At 59.6% G+C, this 21493-nt stretch carries 14 protein-coding genes and 1 tRNA gene; 9 read left to right on the top strand and 6 right to left on the bottom strand.

Annotated elements, in window-relative coordinates:
- Positions 1–330: 330 nt before the first annotated feature.
- Both NXC14_RS07085 and NXC14_RS07080 read right to left on the bottom strand, forming a co-directional pair.
- Positions 331–2460 (bottom strand): right-handed parallel beta-helix repeat-containing protein, encoded by a 2130-nt coding sequence (locus tag NXC14_RS07085; RefSeq protein ID WP_085777565.1) that lies wholly within the window; start codon positions 2458–2460, stop codon positions 331–333.
- Positions 2457–3776 (bottom strand): O-antigen ligase family protein, encoded by a 1320-nt coding sequence (locus NXC14_RS07080; protein WP_085777564.1) that lies wholly within the window; start codon positions 3774–3776, stop codon positions 2457–2459. The genes NXC14_RS07085 and NXC14_RS07080 overlap by 4 nt, the downstream gene beginning before the upstream one ends.
- A gap of 617 nt (positions 3777–4393) precedes the next feature.
- Between NXC14_RS07080 and NXC14_RS07075 the strand changes: the two genes are divergently transcribed.
- Genes NXC14_RS07075 through gmd form a run of 5 tightly spaced genes read left to right on the top strand, consistent with a single transcriptional unit; the run spans position 4394 to position 10928 of the window.
- Positions 4394–5344 (top strand): glycosyltransferase, encoded by a 951-nt coding sequence (locus NXC14_RS07075; RefSeq protein ID WP_085777563.1) that lies wholly within the window; start codon positions 4394–4396, stop codon positions 5342–5344.
- Entirely contained in the window at positions 5341–6444 is a 1104-nt protein-coding gene (locus NXC14_RS07070) for a glycosyltransferase family 4 protein (protein ID WP_085777562.1), read from the top strand. Before NXC14_RS07075 ends, NXC14_RS07070 begins: the two co-directional genes overlap by 4 nt.
- Positions 6435–7580 carry a glycosyltransferase family 4 protein gene (locus tag NXC14_RS07065; RefSeq protein WP_085777561.1) on the top strand — a complete coding sequence of 382 codons (1146 nt, stop codon included), beginning with the start codon at positions 6435–6437 and terminating at the stop codon, positions 7578–7580. The genes NXC14_RS07070 and NXC14_RS07065 overlap by 10 nt, the downstream gene beginning before the upstream one ends.
- Positions 7577–9784 carry a polysaccharide biosynthesis tyrosine autokinase gene (locus NXC14_RS07060; RefSeq protein WP_085777560.1) on the top strand — a complete coding sequence of 736 codons (2208 nt, stop codon included), beginning with the start codon at positions 7577–7579 and terminating at the stop codon, positions 9782–9784. The genes NXC14_RS07065 and NXC14_RS07060 overlap by 4 nt, the downstream gene beginning before the upstream one ends.
- A gap of 52 nt (positions 9785–9836) precedes the next feature.
- Positions 9837–10928 (top strand): GDP-mannose 4,6-dehydratase, encoded by a 1092-nt coding sequence (gene gmd / locus NXC14_RS07055; RefSeq protein WP_085777559.1) that lies wholly within the window; start codon positions 9837–9839, stop codon positions 10926–10928.
- Positions 10929–11082: 154 nt separating this feature from the next.
- Here the strand turns inward: gmd and NXC14_RS07050 are convergent, their stop codons facing one another.
- The 4 genes from NXC14_RS07050 to NXC14_RS07035 all read right to left on the bottom strand — a co-directional run bounded on the left by NXC14_RS07050 (position 11083) and on the right by NXC14_RS07035 (position 15352).
- Positions 11083–12090 (bottom strand): porin, encoded by a 1008-nt coding sequence (locus NXC14_RS07050; RefSeq protein ID WP_085777558.1) that lies wholly within the window; start codon positions 12088–12090, stop codon positions 11083–11085.
- Between the two features lie 560 nt (positions 12091–12650).
- A tRNA-Ser gene (locus NXC14_RS07045) sits at positions 12651–12741 on the bottom strand.
- Between the two features lie 190 nt (positions 12742–12931).
- Positions 12932–14149 (bottom strand): FAD-dependent oxidoreductase, encoded by a 1218-nt coding sequence (locus NXC14_RS07040; RefSeq protein ID WP_085777557.1) that lies wholly within the window; start codon positions 14147–14149, stop codon positions 12932–12934.
- Positions 14150–14236: 87 nt separating this feature from the next.
- Complete coding sequence (locus tag NXC14_RS07035) at positions 14237–15352, bottom strand: Gfo/Idh/MocA family oxidoreductase (protein ID WP_085777556.1); 1116 nt, start codon at positions 15350–15352, stop codon at positions 14237–14239.
- A gap of 208 nt (positions 15353–15560) precedes the next feature.
- Between NXC14_RS07035 and NXC14_RS07030 the strand changes: the two genes are divergently transcribed.
- The 4 genes from NXC14_RS07030 to iolE all read left to right on the top strand — a co-directional run bounded on the left by NXC14_RS07030 (position 15561) and on the right by iolE (position 21493).
- Positions 15561–16436 carry a MurR/RpiR family transcriptional regulator gene (locus NXC14_RS07030; protein ID WP_085777555.1) on the top strand — a complete coding sequence of 292 codons (876 nt, stop codon included), beginning with the start codon at positions 15561–15563 and terminating at the stop codon, positions 16434–16436.
- A 91-nt stretch (positions 16437–16527) separates the two neighbouring features.
- Positions 16528–18462 carry a 5-dehydro-2-deoxygluconokinase gene (iolC, locus tag NXC14_RS07025; RefSeq protein WP_085777554.1) on the top strand — a complete coding sequence of 645 codons (1935 nt, stop codon included), beginning with the start codon at positions 16528–16530 and terminating at the stop codon, positions 18460–18462.
- A 196-nt stretch (positions 18463–18658) separates the two neighbouring features.
- Positions 18659–20509, top strand: a complete 1851-nt coding sequence (gene iolD, locus NXC14_RS07020; protein WP_085777553.1) for a 3D-(3,5/4)-trihydroxycyclohexane-1,2-dione acylhydrolase (decyclizing) — start codon at positions 18659–18661, stop codon at positions 20507–20509.
- A 66-nt stretch (positions 20510–20575) separates the two neighbouring features.
- Positions 20576–21493, top strand: coding sequence for a myo-inosose-2 dehydratase (gene iolE / locus NXC14_RS07015; RefSeq protein ID WP_085777552.1), 918 nt, complete (start codon positions 20576–20578; stop codon positions 21491–21493).

The raw sequence follows: 21493 nt of genomic DNA, 5'->3' as shown, positions 1-21493 counted from the left end.
CTGCGCGCGAATAAAGCGTGGGAAGAGATGATTAACCCAACAGGCGAGATGACTGGGCTGACGAACCGTCAGAACTGCCCGACAAACCAACCCTAGCAGGCTTCCGCGCCGGGAACTTGATGCGCGCACCTGCGTCGGCGCAGGATTCGTCGTGACGCAGGATCCGTTGGAATTTTCGCTCTGGGCACGCTCGCCGAAGCCATGGCGTCATAGCTCTTGCCGGCAGTAGTCATTTTTGCGCCGAGCAAACCGGCGGCGAGTGGTCTGAGCTTCGTGTGGAGCGCAATACTCCCGCCAGCAGCGACATAGCCCGTCACGTTGCCGTTCTTGTCAATTGGAGCGCGACGCTACGCTGCCTACGTCGATCCCAGCCTTCTGAAGATCGCTTAGACTGCCAAACTCTCCCGAAGGCATGATCTCCGGGTGTATCCTGAAGCTCTTGTCGTTCAGATTCCCGTTGTAGCGGTTACGCGCAAATTGCACCGATCCAAGCTTGTGGTCAGGCACGTAAATGTATGCCGCCAACCCATTGCCGCTGTCGACCGACACGATATTATCCTCGATGCGATTGGGGCCTGCCCAAGGCGGATGCCACCCCCGGCCCGTACCGTCATCGACGCGAAAGGCAGCCCCAGATCCGCCGGTAATGATGTTCCCCCTCACCAGGTTGCTCCAGCCGCCGTTTATGCCGATCGCCGATATATTATCCGAAAGCGTATTTCCTTCGATGCGCACTCCACTGGCCTTGCCGTCGGTATAGATCGCCCAACTGATAGGAGAAGGCCATTCACTGGTATTTTCATATCCAGGGGGCCAGAATGTCCCATCGACCCTGTTCATAAGCTGACCTGTTCCGGTGACGAGATTGTAGCGAATGCTGCTGTTCAAAGGGTCGGTCTGTTCACCCATCATCTTGATGGCGCCGCCGTCTGCCGTTTGCTGATTGGCGTTGCGGACCACGTTGTGTTCGATGATCGCGTCATGAACTGCGTCCTGATCTCCCCATAGCGAGCCACCGGCGATACCGAACTGGGCTGCGTTTTCGATGAGATTATGAGCAATCCTGACATTGTCGGCAGCCTGGAACCATATCCCGGCCGTTTCGAAATAGACCCTGCCGATGTCATGGATGTGGTTCGACAGGATGGCCGCACCGTGCGATTTGAGGAAGGTGCCATAGGTCGTGCCGACATAAATCCCGTTGCCGGCCACATCCGCAATCACGTTGCCGGCAATCAGGACATCTTTGCTCTCGGAAACGTGGATGCCGACACCGACATTGTCGATGGAATTGCCGAGCAGCCGGACGCCGTCCGCCCGGTCGAGCCGTATGGCACCGAAGCTCCTGGTGTCGGTACCGAACTTGCCGCTGCCGCGCGGATCCCCATCCCTGAACTGGAGCCCGGATACAACCATTCCATCGGCTCCATCCAGCCTGAAGAATGTCGGCAGGATGCCGGCGACAGCCGTAGAGCTGATTGGCAATCCATCGGTCGGAATATAGACGAGTTGCTCCTTGGCGCGGTCATACCACCACTCGCCGGGAGCATCGAGCAGGGCCGCCGCCCCCGCCAGGAAATAGCGGCTGCCTTCCGCGGTGAAGAAGTAGGCAGTGCCTCTGGTGTTGATGGTCCGGTTGGCGGTGTCGATTGAAACTACCGGGAGGGTGTCACTGCCCCATTGGCTACCGGGGCTAAAACCACCGACAATATGGGCGACAAGCCCCACCGTATTTTTCGAGATCGGAAGATCGCCGGCATGGAAGCAAAAGCGCGTGTTGCCATGCCATATGTCGTCATCCTCTGTGCACTTGGCCGCAAAAAGCCATCCTTTGCGCGGATCTCCATCGAACGGGGCGTTGGGAAAGCGTGCCTGCGTCTGCAGCGCGCCCTTGACGAAAAGGTCGCCGACGGCCCTGCCTGGAGGCAGCTTCAGTGATGCCGTCCAGCGGCCATCGGCCTGTGCCGTCCAATTGCGTACAAGCGGGCCGCCGTGCAGAACCGGCGCTTCGTTGCACCTCGCCGTGATGACCAGGCCCGCGTCGCGCGCGTCGAAGACTATCGGTTCAGAGAGATAATAGTCCCCGCCGCCCAACGCGATCGTGTTTTGGCCGCCCTTCTTACGCGCAGCATCCTGAGCTCTCTCGATACTGACAAAAGGACCGTCGGTATGCTGAGGATTGGGTTTGGGAAGACGCCCACTCCAACCGTCCTTGCCATCAGGAGAAACATAGAATACCGCCCGGGCCGCAGATGTGCCCGTTGGTACATTGCTCAGTGAAGTCCCCTTCAGCCTGTCGGAAAAGGTCGCCGGCGACGCCTCCGCGCAAGTCGCTTCCCTAAGCGCCGTCTGCAGCTTATCGGGCGCATCTGCGTCCGAGGTCACTGAGGCCAGGTTGCTCGGCTGCGGAAAGAGCGTCGCAAACAGAATGCTCAAGATCGGTGCAAAATGCAGCCTCAAGTCTGCAGCTCCGCCGTTTTTCTGCGCGCCGATGCCCGCATTTTCTGGCCGGGACTCGTTGAAACAACGGGCTCGTATAGAGAGAACATGATGATGCCCGACATAAACAGAACGAAAATCGCGTCATTCTGGATCAGGAAGATGGTCTCGGTCATGTTCATCACCAAAATGACGACTGTGAAGACATTCAGCCAGAGCCAGCAATAGTGCGGGTCCCGGCATTGGAGGATCGCCCCTTGGCGCAATGCCTGTAGAAGCATCAGAGTGAACAAAATCATTCCGCTTATTCCGAAGTTCAGCAGTGTATCGCGGAATCCGCTATGGGCGTGGGGAGCCATCCATTGGATCTTCGACCAGATAATCCAGGCCTCTGGGTTCGCCTCTGTCCAAAAGGCCTGGTAGCCGAAGCCGAGCAGCAGATGATCGGCAATCTGACCATCGACCAGTTCCCACAAGGGCACTCGGCCCGTCAAAGTTGCATCCTTGCCAAGCGCCTCCAGGAATGGAACCAGGAATTCATGAAGCAAAAGGAGGAGCCCGATGAACATTTGGACAAAAAACAGGATGAGGACGATGCGGCTGATGCCACCGATCCGCCGCAACAGGGAATAAAACCCGATCAAGCAATAGGCCGATACCGTCGCAATGATCGCGGTCATCGATCCGGAGCCCATGAGACAGGCCCCAGCCGCGATCAAGAAAAGCAAAGCGGTTCGCCTTAAACCCCGGCTACCGTCCATTAAAACGGCCGTCGACACCAGTATCATCATCGCGGCATACCAACCGAGACTGTTCTTATGGATGAATATGCCACGCACGGCGCCGTCCATCGGCATGCGAGCGAGACCCGGCGACGCCACCAAGACCAGCAGGCTGAGGACGATGCATGTTCCGAAGGTGGCAAATGCCAGCAGAAGCAACTGCCGTGGTGTGAAGCGTATCGCCAGCACGTAAGCCAGAAGCACCGTAAAGAGCAGGCCGATGGCGCGCCTGAATGTCGTTGATGGGCCCACCGACCAGAAGACGGACACAAACGGCATGGCGACTATCAGGGGGACAAACCAATTTCGCTTGAGCGCCGTCAGAAAGTGCGGAAAATTCCGTACCAGCATCAATAATGTAAAGCCGTATACGGGTAGGTAAAGCAGACGCAATATAGACCTGGCGTGATCGCCAAGGGATCCGTCAGCGTCCGCCAGCATGAGCGGGAAAAGGGCGCCTGTCTGAAGGAAAAGGCAGAAGCCCGCGCCCCAGCACTCTATCGCTCGCCAACTGACGGTCGGCCCATTCGCGGCTCTAAGCGTATCGGCTCTCATTATCGGTCCCGATTTGCCTGGACAGATGAGAGGCTGTTGATCGCGGCAATTTGGAAAGACATCGGTCCCCTTTCACAGCTGCGCTGCTTACCAACGAACATCCCGCCACCTCCCCAGTCAACTGACGCAAACGAAGGCGCAGCTAAGCCTAACGCGCATACCCACCGTCCAAGGACGTTGGTTGGGTTAAAGCTCACGGTCTACCCCTCCCCCAAAAGTTGGTGCTTGGACCAACGGCATTGCCCATAAGAGCAGATGTCACCCGTGAGCAATCGCCGGTAGCTTGGCTATGAAAACATACCGCGAAGATCGCGCTGAGCCGCAGTTGGTGGTGAAGCGAGGCAATAATTCTGGCGCAGCTGGCTTTGGCAGGTGACGCTTGGAAGGGTTGGGATTCTTATGGTTCTGCGTCATGGTCCTAGTTTCGTATGCACTATAACGGAAGCGTCACGCGTTGCGGTGGTGATCCTACGAGCTCAGGGCGGAAGCCTGATCGCGCAGAATGATCCCTGTCCGCCTCTCATTTCTTTCCATCAATTCGCGTTGCCGAACGAACGAGCGTTCGCAACTCCGGCGTACCGATGTGTCGCGCAGCAACGCACTTGAGAGGGGGTGTCATGGAGCGACCGACGATCAGCGTCCTCATCAACAACTACAACTATGGTTGCTTTCTTTCCCGGTCGATCGACAGCGCCTTGCGCCAAAGAGCGTCTGATGCCGAGATCATCGTCGTCGATGACGGCTCGAGCGATCAGTCGCGCTCGGTTCTCGAAGGTTATGAAAAGCAGGTGAAGGTGCTCTTCCAGGAGAACCAGGGACAGGCCGCCGCCATTAATGCCGCTGTGAAGGCAAGCAGTGGCGACATCCTCTGTTTTCTCGATGCCGATGACTGGTGGGCGCCGGGCAAGCTGTCGGCAACAGCCGCTGCTTTCCAGTCGAATCCTCATGCATCGCTTGTTTATCACCGACTTCAGCCAACGCAGACCGATGGCTCAACAGCCTTCAAGCCAATCCCCCGGACCCTGTGTTCGGGAGATTTATCGCCACGGCTGGCGAGATCGGCTGGCTGGTGGCCCTTCCCAATGACATCAGCCATCGCAGTAAGACGTAGCGCCTGGAATGCGGCAGGAGATATTCCCGAGCAGTTCCGCATTTCCGCCGATGCCTGGCTCACGGGCACCTACCCATTTCTGGGGGATGTTGTCGCCCTGCCGGATTCACTCGGATTCTACCGGATTCACAACAATAACTGGTATCGGCCAGTCGATGACGCCGCCATGCTGCGAAAGCGGATGGCCCATTGGCGGACTGTCGTTGACGCGACCAACCAGTTTCTTTCCGCGCATGGTTTAGCCGGAAGGCTGCGTCTGACTGATCACTTTCCGTATCGGGTCGCCTCAGCCAGGCTGGAGGGGGCAGATGCACGCACCCGGTTCAGACTTGGCGTGGAAGGACTTTTTTTCGCCGGAGAACCAAACTTGCTGAGGCGTATGCGTGAGGCATTGCGGACAGCCCGCGACCTTCCTCGACGCGGTCAGGCCGTTAGCTTGTCGGAGTCGGCACGATGAAGGCGCTGATGCTGGTTTCCGAACTCGAAGACTACACCATCTCGTTCGCAAGTGGTGTTGCGCAACACCTGCAGGTCGTGCTCGCAGTCCCGCGTCGGCGCTACGCCAACCTTGTCTCCTCTTTCGACCCGGCGGTCGATCTGCACCTCTTGGACTGGCCACGGCACCGGTCGCTCTCCAATCCCTGGTTCCTACACCAACTCACGCGTCTCATCCGGCACGAGCGGCCGAATGTCATTCACCTTCTGAGCAATTCCACGCTCTGGCTGAACTTTGCTGCGCCATTCTGGCGGCCGATCCCGCTCGTGACGACCGTCCATGATGTTGACGTGCATCCCGGCGATTCCGACACCCGAACGCTGCCGGCCTGGGCTCCGCGATTGATCGTGCGGCAATCGAGCCATGTCGTCGTCCATGGCGAGGGGCTGAAACGAATGGTTCTCGAGCGATATTCAAAATCGCCCGAGTGCGTCCATGTCCTGTCGCATCCGGCCATTCATCGCTACGCGGAACTTGCTCGGCAGCACAAGATGATACGGCGCCACGCAGATGGAACCTTGCGCGTCCTGCTTTTCGGGCGGATTTTTGCTTACAAGGGATTGGAGCATCTGATCCGTGCCGAGGCGATGCTGAAGGACCAGCTCCCCAATCTGCGGATCACGGTCGCCGGCCGCGGCGATGATCCCTGGATCTTCCAGCCTCTTATGGGCGAAGCCGGCCGCTATGATATTCGCAACCACTTTATCGAGGATATGGAGGTCGCCCAGCTTTTTCTGGATGCCGATATCGTTGTTCTTCCCTACACGGAAGCCTCGCAGAGCGGTGTACTCAACCTTGCCGCGGCATTTGGCAAACCGGTCATCGTGACCGATGTCGGCGAATTGCGCGCCACCGTTCTGCCGAACGGACTGGGAATGGTGGTTCGGCCAGGGGACGTCGAACAGCTCGCCAGCGCCATCCGAACACTGGCTGATAACAACGAACTGAGAAGCAGCTTCGGAACCAGCGCGCTCGCCTGGGCCAGAGGTCCGAATTCGCCTGAACAGGTTGGGGCGCAGGCTGCGGCCGTTTATCGTGAGGTGGTCGGAGCATGCGAATGACGACGCTCACGGAGGGGAATCGGACAGCGGTGCGGAATGCCGCAGCAACCGTGCGCCACTATGTCCCGGGTGGTTGCGAGAACGGCGGCGGAATTGGCAGGCTGGTCGGCTATATATCAAGCACGGCGAAGGAGGCAGGCGAAAAGCACGTCGTCACCGACACCAGAGGGCCTCGCTGGTCCCTGGTTACCTCGCCGATGCGCCTGCTCGGCGCCATCTTGATGATGGCCAAGGATCGGATAATTGCTCCGGCACGCATTCACCATATCCATATCGCCGGTCGCGGCAGCACCGCAAGAAAACTGATCCTTACCGAGGCTGCCCGTTTCCTCGGGTGCTCTCACATATTACACCTGCACGATTACGATTATGCGAGTGACTTTGCCGCACGCTCGCCACGGCAACAAATGCTCATACGCCGGATGTTCCAACATGCCGACCAGGTCGTAGCGCTGGGGCAGCGCGACCGTATGACGCTAACGACGCTTCTGGGCGTGGACGAGCGCCGCGTGGCCGTCATCCGCAATTGTGTTCCCGACCCCGGGGCGCGCAGTGTTCACGTCGGCAAGATGCCCTTGATCGTCTTTCTCGGCCGACTGAGCGAACGCAAGGGTGTTGGGGAGCTTCTGCTTGCCTTAAGTCATCCGACTATGAAGGCGCTCCAGTGGCGGGCCGTACTGGCAGGCGACGGACCTGTGGAAGACTACCGACGCCAAGCCGCAGCCCTGGGCCTTTCAGATCTGGTGAAAATGCCGGGCTGGCTCGGCGCCGACGAGGCGCAAGCCTTGTGTGCCCGAGCAGATATCCTGGTCCTACCTTCGCATGCCGAAGGCTTGGCAATGGCTGTGGTCGAAGGGCTCGCCCACGGGCTTTCGGTCGTTACTACACGCGTCGGCGCGCATGGCGAGGTCATCTCCGACGGTGAAACGGGTGTCTTCGTGCCTGTCGGAGACAAGGATGCCCTGGCTGCGGCGCTGGCCAAACTCGTCAGCGATCCGGAAATCCGCAACCGCCTCTCGGCCAAGGCCCGAGCTCATTATCTCAATCAGTTCAGTATGAAGGCCTACATGCGATCGCTGGAAAAACTCTACGACGCCGTCTCCGCGCAACCTCAAACGTCGGTTGGTGAACGATGACCATTTCAACTATCCCGCCAGACCGCAACACCTCGCTCTCCTCGATGCGCTACGATCCCCGGTTTCAGGTAGAAACGAGGTCGGACGATTTTGACCTCACATCGGGCCTGCGTCTTATCCGGCGAAGGATGGTGATGATCGCGGCTATCGTCACGCTGTTTATGGCGATCGCCGCAATGATGGTTTCGGGATTGAAGCCGAGTTTTCATGCCGAGTCCCGGCTGATAATCCACACGCCTCTGGCGACAAAACTCGGCCCTGAGGATTCCGGCCGCAACGATCCGCTGGACGCCGCTTCGGAGACCGAACGGCTTCTTTCCAGAAGCATTGCAGAGCGGGTAATCCGCGACCTGCGGCTCGATCAGTGGCCGGAGTTCAATCCAGCGCTGCAAGAGAGCTCGCTTATCGACAGCATCCGAGCAATGTTGCGCGGTCTGGTCGACAGAGAAAAACCACTCTCGCCGGTGCGAAACAGCATCGAGCCAATCATCCCGAAGTATTACAAGGCACTGCGCGTATGGCGTGATGGCCAGAGCGACGTTATTCAGATCGGCTTCGATGCGAGCGATCCTCAACTGGCAGCCTCGGTCCCGAACCGGCTCATCAGCATCTATCTCGAAGAGCGGAAGGACGGTCTGCGGGGGCGCCTAGATGCGGCAGAAGAATGGGTTCTCCAGCGCATCGCCGAACAGAAGGACCGCGCTGCGGCAGCACGCGATGCCGTCGACGCGTATCAGAAAACGATGGACGTCGTCTCAAATGACGACGATCAGGTTGAACAGATCAAGTCAATAATGGAGCTGGGCGAGCGGCAGACAAAAATCGAACAAAGCCGCACTGAAGCGAGAGCAACGATATCTGCACTGGAAGCGGCTGACGACCTCTCGCTTGCCCTGCAGAATATGGTTATTCCCGACAGCATTGGCGCGGCGCAACGGGAGCTTCGTTCACAGGAGCAAGATCTCGAACGCCTTCTCGAGATATATGGCGACAGCGCCGAAGTCGTGGTCGATATGCGAGCGAAGATTCTTAAATCCCGCACCGATCTCAGCCTTGCGGTCGATCGATATCTTCAATCCATCCGCTCCAAGCTTGCGGCGCTCGATCATGAGGATGACGCGGTTCGGTCGGCCTTGGCGGTAGCTCATGAGAAACGCGCTCGCTCTGCCCTGGCGCAAACGGAGCTGGCGCGACTCCAACGCATGTCTGACAAGGAGCAGACCGCGCTTGATAAGCTCGAGGAGCAGCGCCGTGGCCTGGCTGCGCAAGCCATGCTGCCGGGAGCGGAATTGGAAGTTCTGTCACCGGCAGCAGTGCCGCTGGCACCGCAGGGGCGCGGACGACTTTTCTACCTGGTCGGCGCCCTCCTGGCTTCGATATCGATCGCGGTAACAGCCGCTTTCGTGGTCGAGATGCTGGATAACTCGGTCCGCAGCTTCGATCAGATGGCCGGAATGCCTCGCATTGCGCCGGCCGGATTCATCCCGCGCCTGAAACGGAAGGACCGGGGGGATCCATCTATGCTCTTTGGGTACATTCAAGACGGGATGTTTGACGAAGCAATTCGCTCTGTCATAACTTCGCTTAAGCAGTCCAACGGTGGAAAGCTGCCTAACAGTATTGTCGTGACGTCGGCTCACAGCGGAGAGGGCAAGTCGCTTGTCGCCAGATCACTGGCAATCGATCTCGCCGCCAACGGAATTCCGGTGCTGCTTGTTGATGGCGACCTCAGACACGGAAATCTCGACTCGTTTTTCAAGTCAGAGCTACAGCAGGGATTGAACGAATTCCTGTGTGGACAGGCTGGAATCCGGGACATCATCGATCACCATCCGAGCGGCATCGACTTCATTCCCGCCGGCAATGCTACTCTCCATCGGCGCGCCCGTATGACGGATGCGGCTGACATCGTCTCGATGGCCGCCTCGCTGGGCCAAGTCGTCATCTTCGACAGCGCACCCGTGCTCGCCTCGGCTGATACGATGCATCTGACGGCCTTAGCAGAACGAACGCTCGTGGTGGTTAAATGGGGTAAGACGAGCCGTCGCGCCGTCGAATTTTGCTTACATCAGCTGAGGACCGCACGCAACGCGGAGCTTTGCGTTGCCATAAACAACGTCAATCCGAAACAACACGCCATGTACAACTTCAGCGATTCGGAATTGTTTGTGAAATCATTGAGGAAATACCACGAATTCACCTGAGCCGAGACAGCATTCACATCTGATTCCGCCGAAACAAATTACGGAGACCGTAGTGAAGAATAAAAACAGGGTTGCGCTGATTACGGGTATAACAGGTCAGGACGGTGCATATCTGGCCGAGTTTCTCTTGGAGAAGGGCTATATTGTTCACGGCCTCAAGCGACGCTCATCGTCCTTCAACACCAGCCGCATCGAGCATCTATACGAGGATCCGCATGTCGAGAATCCCCGGTTCATCTTGCATTTCGGGGACATGACCGATTCAACGAATCTCATCCGTGTCGTTCAGGAAACGCAGCCGGACGAGATCTATAATCTCGCAGCACAGAGCCACGTTCAAGTCTCTTTCGAGACGCCGGAATATACGGCCAACGCGGATGGAACCGGCACCCTTCGGCTGCTTGAAGCAATTCGCCTCCTGGGACTGACCAGGAAGACGCGCTTCTATCAAGCGTCCACCTCGGAGCTCTACGGCAAAGTTCAGGAAGTCCCGCAAAGTGAAACGACGCCGTTCTACCCTCGATCACCCTACGCAGCGGCCAAGCTCTACGCCTATTGGATCGTGGTCAATTATCGCGAGGCATATGGCATACACGCCTCGAACGGCATCTTGTTCAATCATGAAAGCCCGATCCGCGGCGAGACCTTCGTGACCCGTAAAATCACCCGGGCGGCGGCTGCGATCCATCTTGGACTGCAGGAGAGGCTCTATCTCGGCAATTTGGATGCACAGCGCGACTGGGGACATGCGCGAGAATATGTCCGTGGGATGTGGCTGATGCTGCAGCAGGACGAACCGGAGGACTATGTCCTGGCAACCGGCGAAACGCATTCGGTTCGCGCCTTTGTCGACAAAGCCTTTGCCAAAGTGGGCATGCCGATTGATTGGCGTGGCAACGGGGTCGAGGAAAAGGGGTATGACAAGACATCCGGTCGGTGCGTGGTGGAGATCGATCCGGCTTATTTCCGCCCGACTGAAGTTGACCTTCTGATCGGTGATCCGACGAAGGCGCATACGAAGCTTGGCTGGAAACACGAGACCAGCCTTGATCAGCTGGTTACGGAGATGGTCCGCGAGGATCTGAAAGTCATGGCACGAAATGTCCCGGCAGTGAGTGTAACCAGGGCCTTTGCCTATGCCTGAGGCGATCTGTCGCCAGCCACCGCGGCGTGGCGGGCTCCGCGATCGTGCGATCGTCTCGCTTCCGACAGCTGAGAGATTCAAACACTACCCTGCGCAAACGCAAAAAGCCCGGCTCGAGAGCCGGGCTTTCCTGATCGACCGAAATCAGACCAGATTAGAACGAACGCTGCAGGCGGAAGTAGCCCGTCGTGGAGTCGTCAGCGTCTTCCGGATCGAGGTACTGAACCGAAGCCTTGGCGTAGAAGTTGTCAACGATCTGGTAATCAACCGTCAGACCGACCTTCCAGGCATCGCCGTCGCTGAAGTCGTCGCCAGCAACGTAGTAGTCGCCGTAGTACTGGACGCCAGGAGTGATCTTGAGCTTGTCGGTTGCCTTGATAGCGTATTCGGCAGCGACAGCCCATTCAGCTGCGGAGTAGTAGGAGTTCGGGCCGGAAGAGTACACGGCTGCGAGGCCGAGCGTGCCGGGGCCGATGTCAACCGTACCCATTGCACGGATAGCGCCGTCTTCGTTGTCGAAGTCCCAACCGCCGGTGAGCTGGTAGCTAAAGGCGCCAGCCTTGCCGCCGAGACCGAAGGCAACGCCTACGTTGTTCGGGCCTTCGCCAGACTTGTAGAAGCCGTCTTCCAGTTCGTCGACGCTGAGACCAGCGTAGAAGTCGCCGCTTTCGTACTGATAGCGGATGGAGTTGTGCAGCGTTACGATCGAGCCGATGTCGTCGGTTTCACCCGAGAGACCATCGTCCCACCAGCTGTAGAACAGACCGGCGCGGAAGCCCGCGACGTCGAGGTAAGCGGAGTCGAGCTTGGCTTCCTGGTCGGTAGCATTGTCAGCATTGAACTGCATGACGATGACGCCGGTCAGCGGACCATATTCGGTGTCGCTCTTGGCGGTGAACTGAACCTGACCGCGGGTGACTGCATCCCAGTCAGAGTCGCCGCCGACGTCTTCGCCAACGTTAACCTGGAAACGGATGTAGCCTTCGATCTTGAGGCAGGTTTCGGTGCCCGGGATGTAGAAGTAGCCGGTGCCGTAAGCGTCGCAGACGCGAACATATTCAACCGGTTCCGGCTCAGCAGCAACAATAGCGTCAGCAGCCTGAGCACCGGAAACTACTGCGAGAGCAGCAGCGGAGCCGAGAAGAAGGCTCTTGATGTTCATAAATGACCTCCAATTCAAAGTTTCGATCGGGTTTGGGATCTTTCGCTGAGCAGCGTTCCCTGCCCCATCCCCGTGTTTTAAGAAGTGGACGATCCGTCGCCCTTGCTTCCGAGGGTGAAAATACAAGACGGCGGCCGTCACGCAATCACCAACTTACTCGAATGGGTGGTTTGCGGGAGCCTTCCCGACATTCTGTTGCCGAAAGGACACAAGTCAGGCAACCGGCCCCGATTTCCTTTATGCTTTGTTAAGAAAAGCCTGATTTTGTCGCTGCTTAGCCGAAGTCGACAAAGAGCTAGACATGCGTCCTCCGACGCATTTGCGACACGTTTTTGACAAGTTCGGGCTATTGCGGAAGAGATGGCAGTCCGAAAGCGCAACCGGACGTTCACCGATCCGCTCTCGCTGCCGCCTGAGGGCGGAAGCGAGGGACGTGATTCCCGCCAGCGATTCTCTGTCTTCGAAGCGATTCTCCCTTGCCGCGACTCGCAGGGATAGCCGATTAAGCGGCCATGATTCGCCGACGGAAGTTCAGACCAGAGACACGGTGGAAATCAAAATGGCGGAGAAGATGGGATTCGAACCCACGATACGCTTTTGACGTATACTCCCTTAGCAGGGGAGCGCCTTCGACCACTCGGCCACCTCTCCGGTGCGGCCTAACTAGGGTGAGCGGTCTTTGAATGCAAGGGTTTTTTCAGTTTTCACCAGAAGAAATGCAGGGGCCGGCGTTTCGGCTTTTGACGGACAGACGAGAACAATCGCTCGTCTGCGCCCTTCCCCGGAAAGCTCGGCCGATCGTCCTTCAACCGCACGCGCCTGGCGGCGCCCGCTTGCGGACTCAGCTCAATAGGCTCTTGAGATCGGCCGAGGGGTCGGCGAGGATCGCTCGATCGGGATTGGTGCGAGATTCCAGCAGCTTCTTGCCGGTCACATAAGCCTTTGCGTCATTGATCGCATCGACCGCGATCAGCCGGCCTTCCCTGAAGTACCAGACCGAATGAGCCCCTTCGCGGGCGCCGGGACGCAGTAGCGTGTCGTCATAACCGAGATTGAAGCCGGCGATCTGGAGTTTGACGTCGTACTGGTCGGACCAGAACCAAGGCTTCGGCTCATAAGGCTCGTCGCCGCCGGCGATGAGAGCTGCCGCAGCCTCAGCCTGGTCGACAGCGTTCTGCACCGATTCGAGCCTGATGCGTCCACCCTGCCATGGAAGTGCTGCGCAATCGCCGGCCGCGAAAATCGCCGGATCGGAGGTCCGGGCGAATTCATCGACGATGATGCCGTTGGCGACTTCGAGGCCGGCTTCCTTGGCAAGCTGGTCGTTCGGCACGACGCCGATTCCGACGACGACGAAATCGACGTCGATGACCGAGCCGTCGGAAAGGGCGGCGCCGGAAACCCGACCATCCTTGCCGATCAAATGTTTCAGGCCGGTCTTCTCGCGGATCACCACGTCGTGGCTCTCGTGAATGGCGCGCATGAGGTCGGCCGTTTCCTTCGCCGCGACACGCTGCAGAATGCGATCGGCCATTTCGATGACCGTGACCTCGAGGCCGCGATGGCGGGCTACTGCCGCAGCCTCGAGGCCAATGTAACCGCCGCCGATGATGAGGACGCGCCGGCCGGGGCGCATTTCATCGGCCAGCAGATCGGCATCGCGCTTGTCGCGGGCGACATAGACGCCTTCGAGATCGCCGCCGATTGCCGCCGGCAGCCGGCGCGGCGTCGAGCCGGTGGCGAGCACCAGCGTGCCGTAGTCGAGAACGGAGCCGTCCTGCAGCAGAACTTGCTTGCTGTCCCGCTCGATCTGCTCGGCCCAGGTCGAAAGGCGAAGATCGACGTCGTTGTCGGCATACCAGTGTTCCGGGCGGAACAGCAGGCGGTCGAAGCTCATTTCGCCGAGCAGATATTTCTTCGAAAGCGGCGGGCGCTGATAGGGGGCTACATCCTCGGCGCCGATGAGGGTGATCGGGCGCGTATCCTTCAAAGCACGAAGTTTGGCCGCCAAGGCGAAACCCGCCTGTCCCGCGCCGATGATCACCACTCTATCCGTCACGATCTCACTCCTGAAACTAGGCTCGACACTTACGCCAAGGCCTATCCCCTGCCCCATGCGCCGTCAACGGAAAGCGGCTTCTTACATTCAGCCGATTTCGATCCAGCGACGCTCGTGGAAGGACTGTGCCATGGCATGCACCGACTTTTCTATCCTGAGACCGTCTTTAAATGTCACGATCGACGACGGCTCGCCCGATATGGCCCGGATCAGCTCGCGGCACTCGATGATCTTCAGATCGTTGAAGCCGAGACCATGGCCAGGAGCCGGGATGAACCGATCATAGGGCCGATGGGCAGGCGCCGCCAGTATCTTGCGGAAGCCCTGCTCCGAACCGGGCCCTTCTGCCTGATAGAGTTCGAACTCGTTCATGCGCTCCTGGTCGTAGAGGATCGAGCCTTTCGAGCCGTAAAGCTGCAGGGCGATCCGCCCCTTGCGACCCCAGGCGGCGCGATTCGCCATCAACACCGCGGAGATGCCGCCGCCGAGCCGCATCAGCACGTTGGCGACATCGTGATTTTCGACGGCACGGCGGCCACCCTGGTTGAGCGGACGGTCGGCGCAGGGCTTCACCATGTCTGTTATGACGGCCTCGACATGCCCGAAAAGATACCAGAGCAACGACAGCGGGTGCACGGCGAAATCGTCAAGCGCACCATAGCCGGCGGAAAGCTCGCTCTTCCAATAAAAGAAGACGTCGGGATCGGCCATGAAATCCTCGTCCATTTCGACTCGGACATGATTGACCGTACCGATGGCACCGTCTCCGACAAGCTTCCTGATGTGCCTCATGACGGGATTCTGAATGTAATTATAACCGAGAACGGCGACCTTGCCGGAACGCTCCGCCGTCGCCAGCATGCGCTCGGCATCGGCATAAGCGGGCGCCATCGGCTTCTCACACCAGACATGCTTGCCGGCATCCAGGGCTGCAATCGCCATCTCGGCATGGAACTGATTGGGCGTGGTGACGGAAACGACGTCGACCTCGGGGTCGGCGATCAGCGCCCGCCAGTCGGCCGTTGCCTTCTCGAAGCCGAACTCGCCGGCACGAGCCTCGGCAAGCGCGGCATTGGCTTCAGCCAGGTGCACGAGCCGCGGACGCTCGACATCGCCGAACACGGTCTTCACCGCATTCCACGCCAGCGCATGGCATTTGCCCATATAACCCGTGCCGATCAGACCGATGCCAAGTGGTTTCATTTCCGTCTCCTCCAGAAGTGCGCGCGGATTTTTGGAATATTTGGATCATTTTGACAAGAGACTGTTGGCAGGCATACGGCCTTCATTCGCCCGGTGCGATTGTACAAAACCCTTCAATTACAGGCGATTAAAAACAATTAGGCGCGCCGTTCGAAATCGTCTATGCTCGGCGATATGGAATGTTTGTTTCATCCCGTGAGCCGCAAGCATGGATAATGATCCCCAAAGGCACGCGCGCGTGCCGCGCGATTTCGAAAGCCTGCGCAGCACCATCATCGAGCGCAAGGCGAACATGCCGAAGCGGCTGGCGCAAGTCGCCGCGTTCGCGCTCGGCAATCCCGATGAAATTGCCTTCGGCACGACGGCGAGTATCGCGGCCGCCTCCGAGGTCCAGCCGTCGACGCTGGTACGCCTGGCGCATCATCTGGGTTACGAAGGCTTTTCCGATCTGCAGAGCATCTTCCGAGAAAGGCTGCGCGACCGGACGCTGAGCTATGAAGAGCGGCTCGTCACGCTGGAGCAGTCGAACGGCGACGATGATGACGCCAACCTGCTTTCCGGCTTCATCGCCGCGGCGAGCCAGTCGGTCAACCGGCTGGCCGCGACCGTTCAAAGCGACACGTTCACGAAGGCGGTCGATATCCTGGCCGCTGCCGAAACCATCTATCTTATCGCCAAGCGGCGCTCCTATCCGCTGACAGCGCATATGACCTATGCATTTTCCAAGCTCAACATCCGCCACCAGATCGTCGCCTCGCCGAACGGAGTCGATCCTGAAATGGTGCAGTTCGCATCGCCAAGGGATGCGGCGATCGCTGCGAGCTTCTCGCCCTATGCAGCCGACAGCCTCAGCCAGAGCCAGGAGCTCGCCGATCGCGGCGTCCCGGTCATTGCAATCACCGATTCGGCCTTCTCGCCACTTGCCGCCTGCGCCACACATTGGTTCGAGGTGGCGGAAGCGGATTTCGCTGGCTTCCGCTCGCTTTCAGCCTCAATGGCGCTCACCATGGCGCTGCCGGTTGCGATCGCCGAGCGGCGTCGCAAGCGTCAACATCACAAAGCTGGAAAAGAGAAAATGGAATAAACATTCCGAATTGACAAAATATCGGAACCAATGTTTCATTATTGACATTAGCAGGCATTGGAAGCCGCGCAAAATCTAGCGGGAGGACATCATGGTACAAACCAATCCGGGTTCACAGCCGGAGCCGGCGCTTGATGTAATCACCATCGGCCGTTCCTCGGTCGATCTTTACGGGCAGCAGATCGGTTCGCGACTGGAGGATATTGCCTCCTTCGCCAAATCCGTCGGCGGCTGCCCATCCAATATCGCCATCGGCACGGCGCGGCTCGGCCTCAAGTCCGGGCTCATCACCCGCGTCGGCGACGAGCAGATGGGACGCTTCATCCGTGAGCAGGCGGCGCGCGAAGGTGTGGCGACGGACGGCATCGTCACCGACAAGGAACGGCTGACGGCGCTGGTGCTGCTGGCGGTCGAGGCCGAGGGCGTGTCGCCGATGATCTTTTATCGCTCCGACTGCGCCGATATGGCGCTCGAGGAAGGCGATATCGACGAAAACTTCATCAAATCGTCGCGCGCCGTTCTCGTTTCCGGCACGCATTTTTCTCTGCCCAACACCGAAGCCGCGCAACGCAAAGCAATCCGCATCGCTAAGGAGAACGGCCGCAAGGTAATCTTCGACATCGACTACCGGCCGAACCTCTGGGGCCTTGCCGGCCATGCGGAAGGCTTCGAACGCTATGTGAAATCCGACCGCGTCTCCTCGAAGATGAAGGAAACGCTGCCCGATTGCGATCTCATTGTCGGCACTGAAGAGGAAATCCTCATCGCATCCGGCGCAGATGACGTGCTCGGCGCGCTGAAGGAGATTCGCCGCCTGACGCCGGCGACGATCGTGCTTAAGCGCGGAGCCATGGGCTGCATCGTCTATGACGGGCCGATCGCCGACGATCTCGAAGCCGGCATCGTCGGCCAGGGCTTCCCGATCGAAGTGTTCAACGTTCTCGGCGCCGGCGACGCCTTCATGTCCGGCTTCCTGCGCGGCTTCCTGCGCGACGAGCCGCTGCAGACCTGCGCCACCTGGGCCAATGCCTGCGGGGCCTTCGCGGTCTCTCGCCTGCTCTGCTCGCCGGAATATCCGACCTGGGCGGAACTCGACTTCTTCCTGAAGACCGGCAGCAAACATCGGGCGCTGCGCAAGGACGAGTCGATCAACCATATTCACTGGGCATCCACCCGCCGCGGCGAAATCCCGCTTCTGATGGCGCTGGCGATCGACCACCGCTCACAGCTCGTGAGCGTCGCCGACGAGCTCGGCGTCGACCACAAGAAGATCGTCGCCTTCAAGCGACTGGCGGTCGAGGCGGCAGCACGCGTTTCGAACGGCCGCGACGGCTACGGCATGCTGATCGACGAGCGATTCGGCCGCGACGCCTTCTTCGATGCGGCGACGAAGAATTTCTCCTGGATCGGCCGGCCTGTCGAACTGCCGGGCTCGAAGCCGCTGCGCTTCGAATTCAGCCAGGATATCGGCTCGCAGCTTGTCGAATGGCCGCTCGGCCATTGCATCAAGTGCCTGTGCTTCTATCATCCCGATGATCCCGTCGACCTGAAGACGGAGCAGCAGGAGAAGCTGCGCACGCTGTTCGAGGCCGCACGCAAGGTCGGACGCGAACTTCTGGTGGAAATCATCGCCGGCAAGAACGGGCCGCTCACCGACGATACGATCGCCACCGCGCTGGAGGAACTTTACGCGCTCGGCATCAAGCCTGACTGGTGGAAGCTGGAGCCACAGGCTTCCGGCGAAGCCTGGAAGAAGATCGATGCCGTGATTGCCAAAAATGATCCATGGTGCCGTGGTATCGTGCTTCTCGGGCTCGAAGCGCCCGCAGAGGAACTGATCTCCTGTTTCGAGGCGACGCTGGCGGCTCCCTCGGTGAAGGGCTTCGCCGTCGGCCGGACAATCTTTGCCGATCCGGCGCGCGCCTGGCTCTCCGGCGAGATAAGCGACGAGGCGGCAATCGCCGACATGGCCGGCCGCTTCCGGCAATTGACAGAGGCCTGGCTTAAGACGCGTGGGCTTCACTGAGAATTAGACCCCTCCCCAGCCCCTCCCCACAAGGGGGAGGGACTTAAGTTGAGGCATCGCTTCACACCACAAACGAGCTCTGATGCGGACGCAAGGTTGCGGTGAAATGCGGCGAGCCCAACGAGTGGCCCCTCCCCTTTGTGGGGAGAGGTTGGGGAGGGGAAACCAACTAGAACGAAGATTGCGGGAGGCCCCGATGGGCAAGACGATACGGTTGACGATGGCGCAGGCCGTCGCGCATTTCCTGAAAGTACAAATGACCGTTGTCGACGGCAAAAAGGTGCCGATCTTCGGCGGCGTCTGGGCGATCTTCGGCCACGGCAACGTCGCCGGCATCGGCGAGGCGCTTTATCAGGTGCGCGGGGAATTGACGACTTACCGCGCCCACAACGAGCAGGGCATGGCGCATGCTGCGATCGCCTATGCAAAGGCAAACTTCCGCACGCGCTTCATGGCCTGCACGACCTCGATCGGTCCCGGCGCACTGAACATGGTGACGGCCGCGGGTGTCGCGCATGTCAACCGCATTCCCGTCCTCTTCCTGCCCGGGGACGTCTTCGCCAACCGCGCGCCGGATCCGGTGCTGCAGCAGATCGAGGATTTCGGCGACGGCACCGTATCAGCCAATGATGCATTCCGCCCGGTTTCGCGCTACTTCGACCGGATCACCCGGCCGGAGCAGATCATCACGGCGCTGAAGCGCGCAATGCAGGTGCTGACCGATCCGCTCGATTGCGGGCCGGTGACATTGTCGCTCTGCCAGGACGTTCAGGCCGAGGCCTTCGATTATCCGGAAAGCCTGTTTCAGGAAAAGGTCTGGACGACCCGCAGGCCGCAGCCGGATGCGGACGAACTGGCAAATGCCATCGCGCTGATCAAGGCATCTGAGAAGCCGGTGATCGTTGCCGGCGGCGGCGTGCTCTATTCGCAGGCGACGAAGGAACTCGCGGCCTTTGCCGAAGCTCACGCCATCCCCGTCGTTGTCACTCAGGCCGGCAAGTCGTCGATCAACGAGACCCATCCGCTGGCGCTCGGCTCGGTCGGCGTCACCGGCACCTCGGCGGCGAACGCAATCGCCGAAGAGACAGATCTCGTCATCGCCATCGGCACGCGCTGCCAGGATTTCACGACCGGTTCCTGGGCGCTGTTCAAGAATGACAGCCTGAAGATGGTCGGCCTCAACATCGCCGCCTATGACGCGGTGAAGCACGACAGCCACCCTGTGGTGGCCGATGCACGCGAAGGGCTGAAGGCGCTTTCGGTAGGCCTTTCCGGCTGGAGGGCGCCGGCGGCACTTACCGAGAAGGCAACGGCGGAAAAGAAGGTCTGGATGGAGGCTGCTACCAAGGCTATGGCGGCGACCAATACCGCCCTGCCCTCCGATGCGCAGGTGATCGGCGCGGTGGCGCGCACCATCGGTGGCGAGAATTCGACGCTGCTTTGCGCCGCAGGTGGCCTTCCCGGCGAATTGCACAAGCTCTGGCCGGCGACGACGCCGGGCAGCTACCACATGGAATATGGCTTCTCCTGCATGGGCTACGAGATCGCCGGCGGGCTCGGCGCCAAGATGGCGCGCCCCGAAAGGGATGTCGTCGTCATGGTCGGCGACGGTTCCTACATGATGATGAATTCCGAGATCGCGACCTCGGTTATGCTCGGCCTCAAGCTCAACATCGTCGTGCTCGACAATCGCGGCTACGGCTGCATCAACCGGCTGCAGATGGGAACCGGCGGGGCCAACTTCAACAATCTGCTCAAGGACTCCTATCACGAGGTGATGCCTGAGATCGATTTTCGCGCGCATGCCGAAAGCATGGGCGCTATCGCTGTCAAGGTTAGTTCCATCGCCGAACTCGAGCAGGCGATCGTCGATTCTAAGAAGAACGATCGTACATCCGTCTTCGTCATCGACACCGATCCCTTGATCACCACTGAGGCCGGCGGCCATTGGTGGGATGTCGCGGTGCCGGAAGTCAGCCCGCGCGAAGAAGTCAACCAGGCGCGCAAGGGTTATGTCGAAGCCCGCGGCTCCCAGCGCATCGGCTGAACAGGTTAACCCGTTTTTCCGGAGGAGCCGACCCGCTCTTCCGCAATGTCTTTAAGGAGAATATTGATGAAGGCCAAACTCGGCATGTCGCCCATCGCATGGTGGAACGACGACCTTCCTGAGCTTAGTGACGATGTGTCGCTCGAAGAATGCCTGCGGCAATCGCGCAGCGCCGGTTTCACCGGCATGGAGCAAGGCCGCCGTTTCCCCAGTAGCCCGGAAGAGATGCTGCCGATCCTGCGCACCGCGGACGTGACGCTGTGCGGCGGCTGGTTCTCCGGCACGCTTGTCAATGAGGAGCTCTCGGCCAACAAGGACCGCATTGCGCCGATGATCGAGCTGTTCAAGGCGGTCAACGCGCCCTGCATCGTCTATGGCGAAGTTGGCCGCTCCATTCAGGGCGACCGCTCCAAGCCGCTCGCGACCAAGCCGCGCCTTTCCGACGACGAGATTAAGGCCTATGCGCGCCGCGTCACGGAATTCGGCGAATGGTGCGCTGAAAAGGGCATGCCGCTCTCCTATCACCACCACATGGCCGCCGTCGTCGAAACCGAACAGGAACTCGACGCCTTCATGCGCTCTTCGGGCGAAGGTATTCCGCTGTTGCTCGACGCCGGGCATCTGGCCTTTGCCGGCGGCGATGTGCTGCGCGCCATCGACAATCACCACGCCCGCATCAACCACGTCCACGTCAAGGACATTCGTCAATCCGTCGTGGATGGGCTCGACCGCAGCCGGCAGTCTTTCCTCGACGCCGTGGCGCTTGGCGCCTTCACAGTGCCGGGCGACGGCTCGCTCGATTTTGGCGCCATCGTCCAACGCTTCGCCGACCATGGCTATGAAGGCTGGTTCGTCGTCGAGGCCGAACAGGATCCGCGCAAGGCGCCGCCGCAGAAGATGGCCGAGATCGGCCATGCCGAACTGATGCGCGTCATGACCGCGGCTGGTTATACTGTGGAAACGGAAGGCTTTCCGAAGGGGTAA

Origin of the sequence: Rhizobium sp. NXC14 (assembly GCF_002117485.1) — a bacterium.
Lineage (GTDB): Bacteria > Pseudomonadota > Alphaproteobacteria > Rhizobiales > Rhizobiaceae > Rhizobium.
Note: the sequence above shows the minus strand (reverse complement) of the source record. Positions and strands in the feature narration are given on the sequence as shown.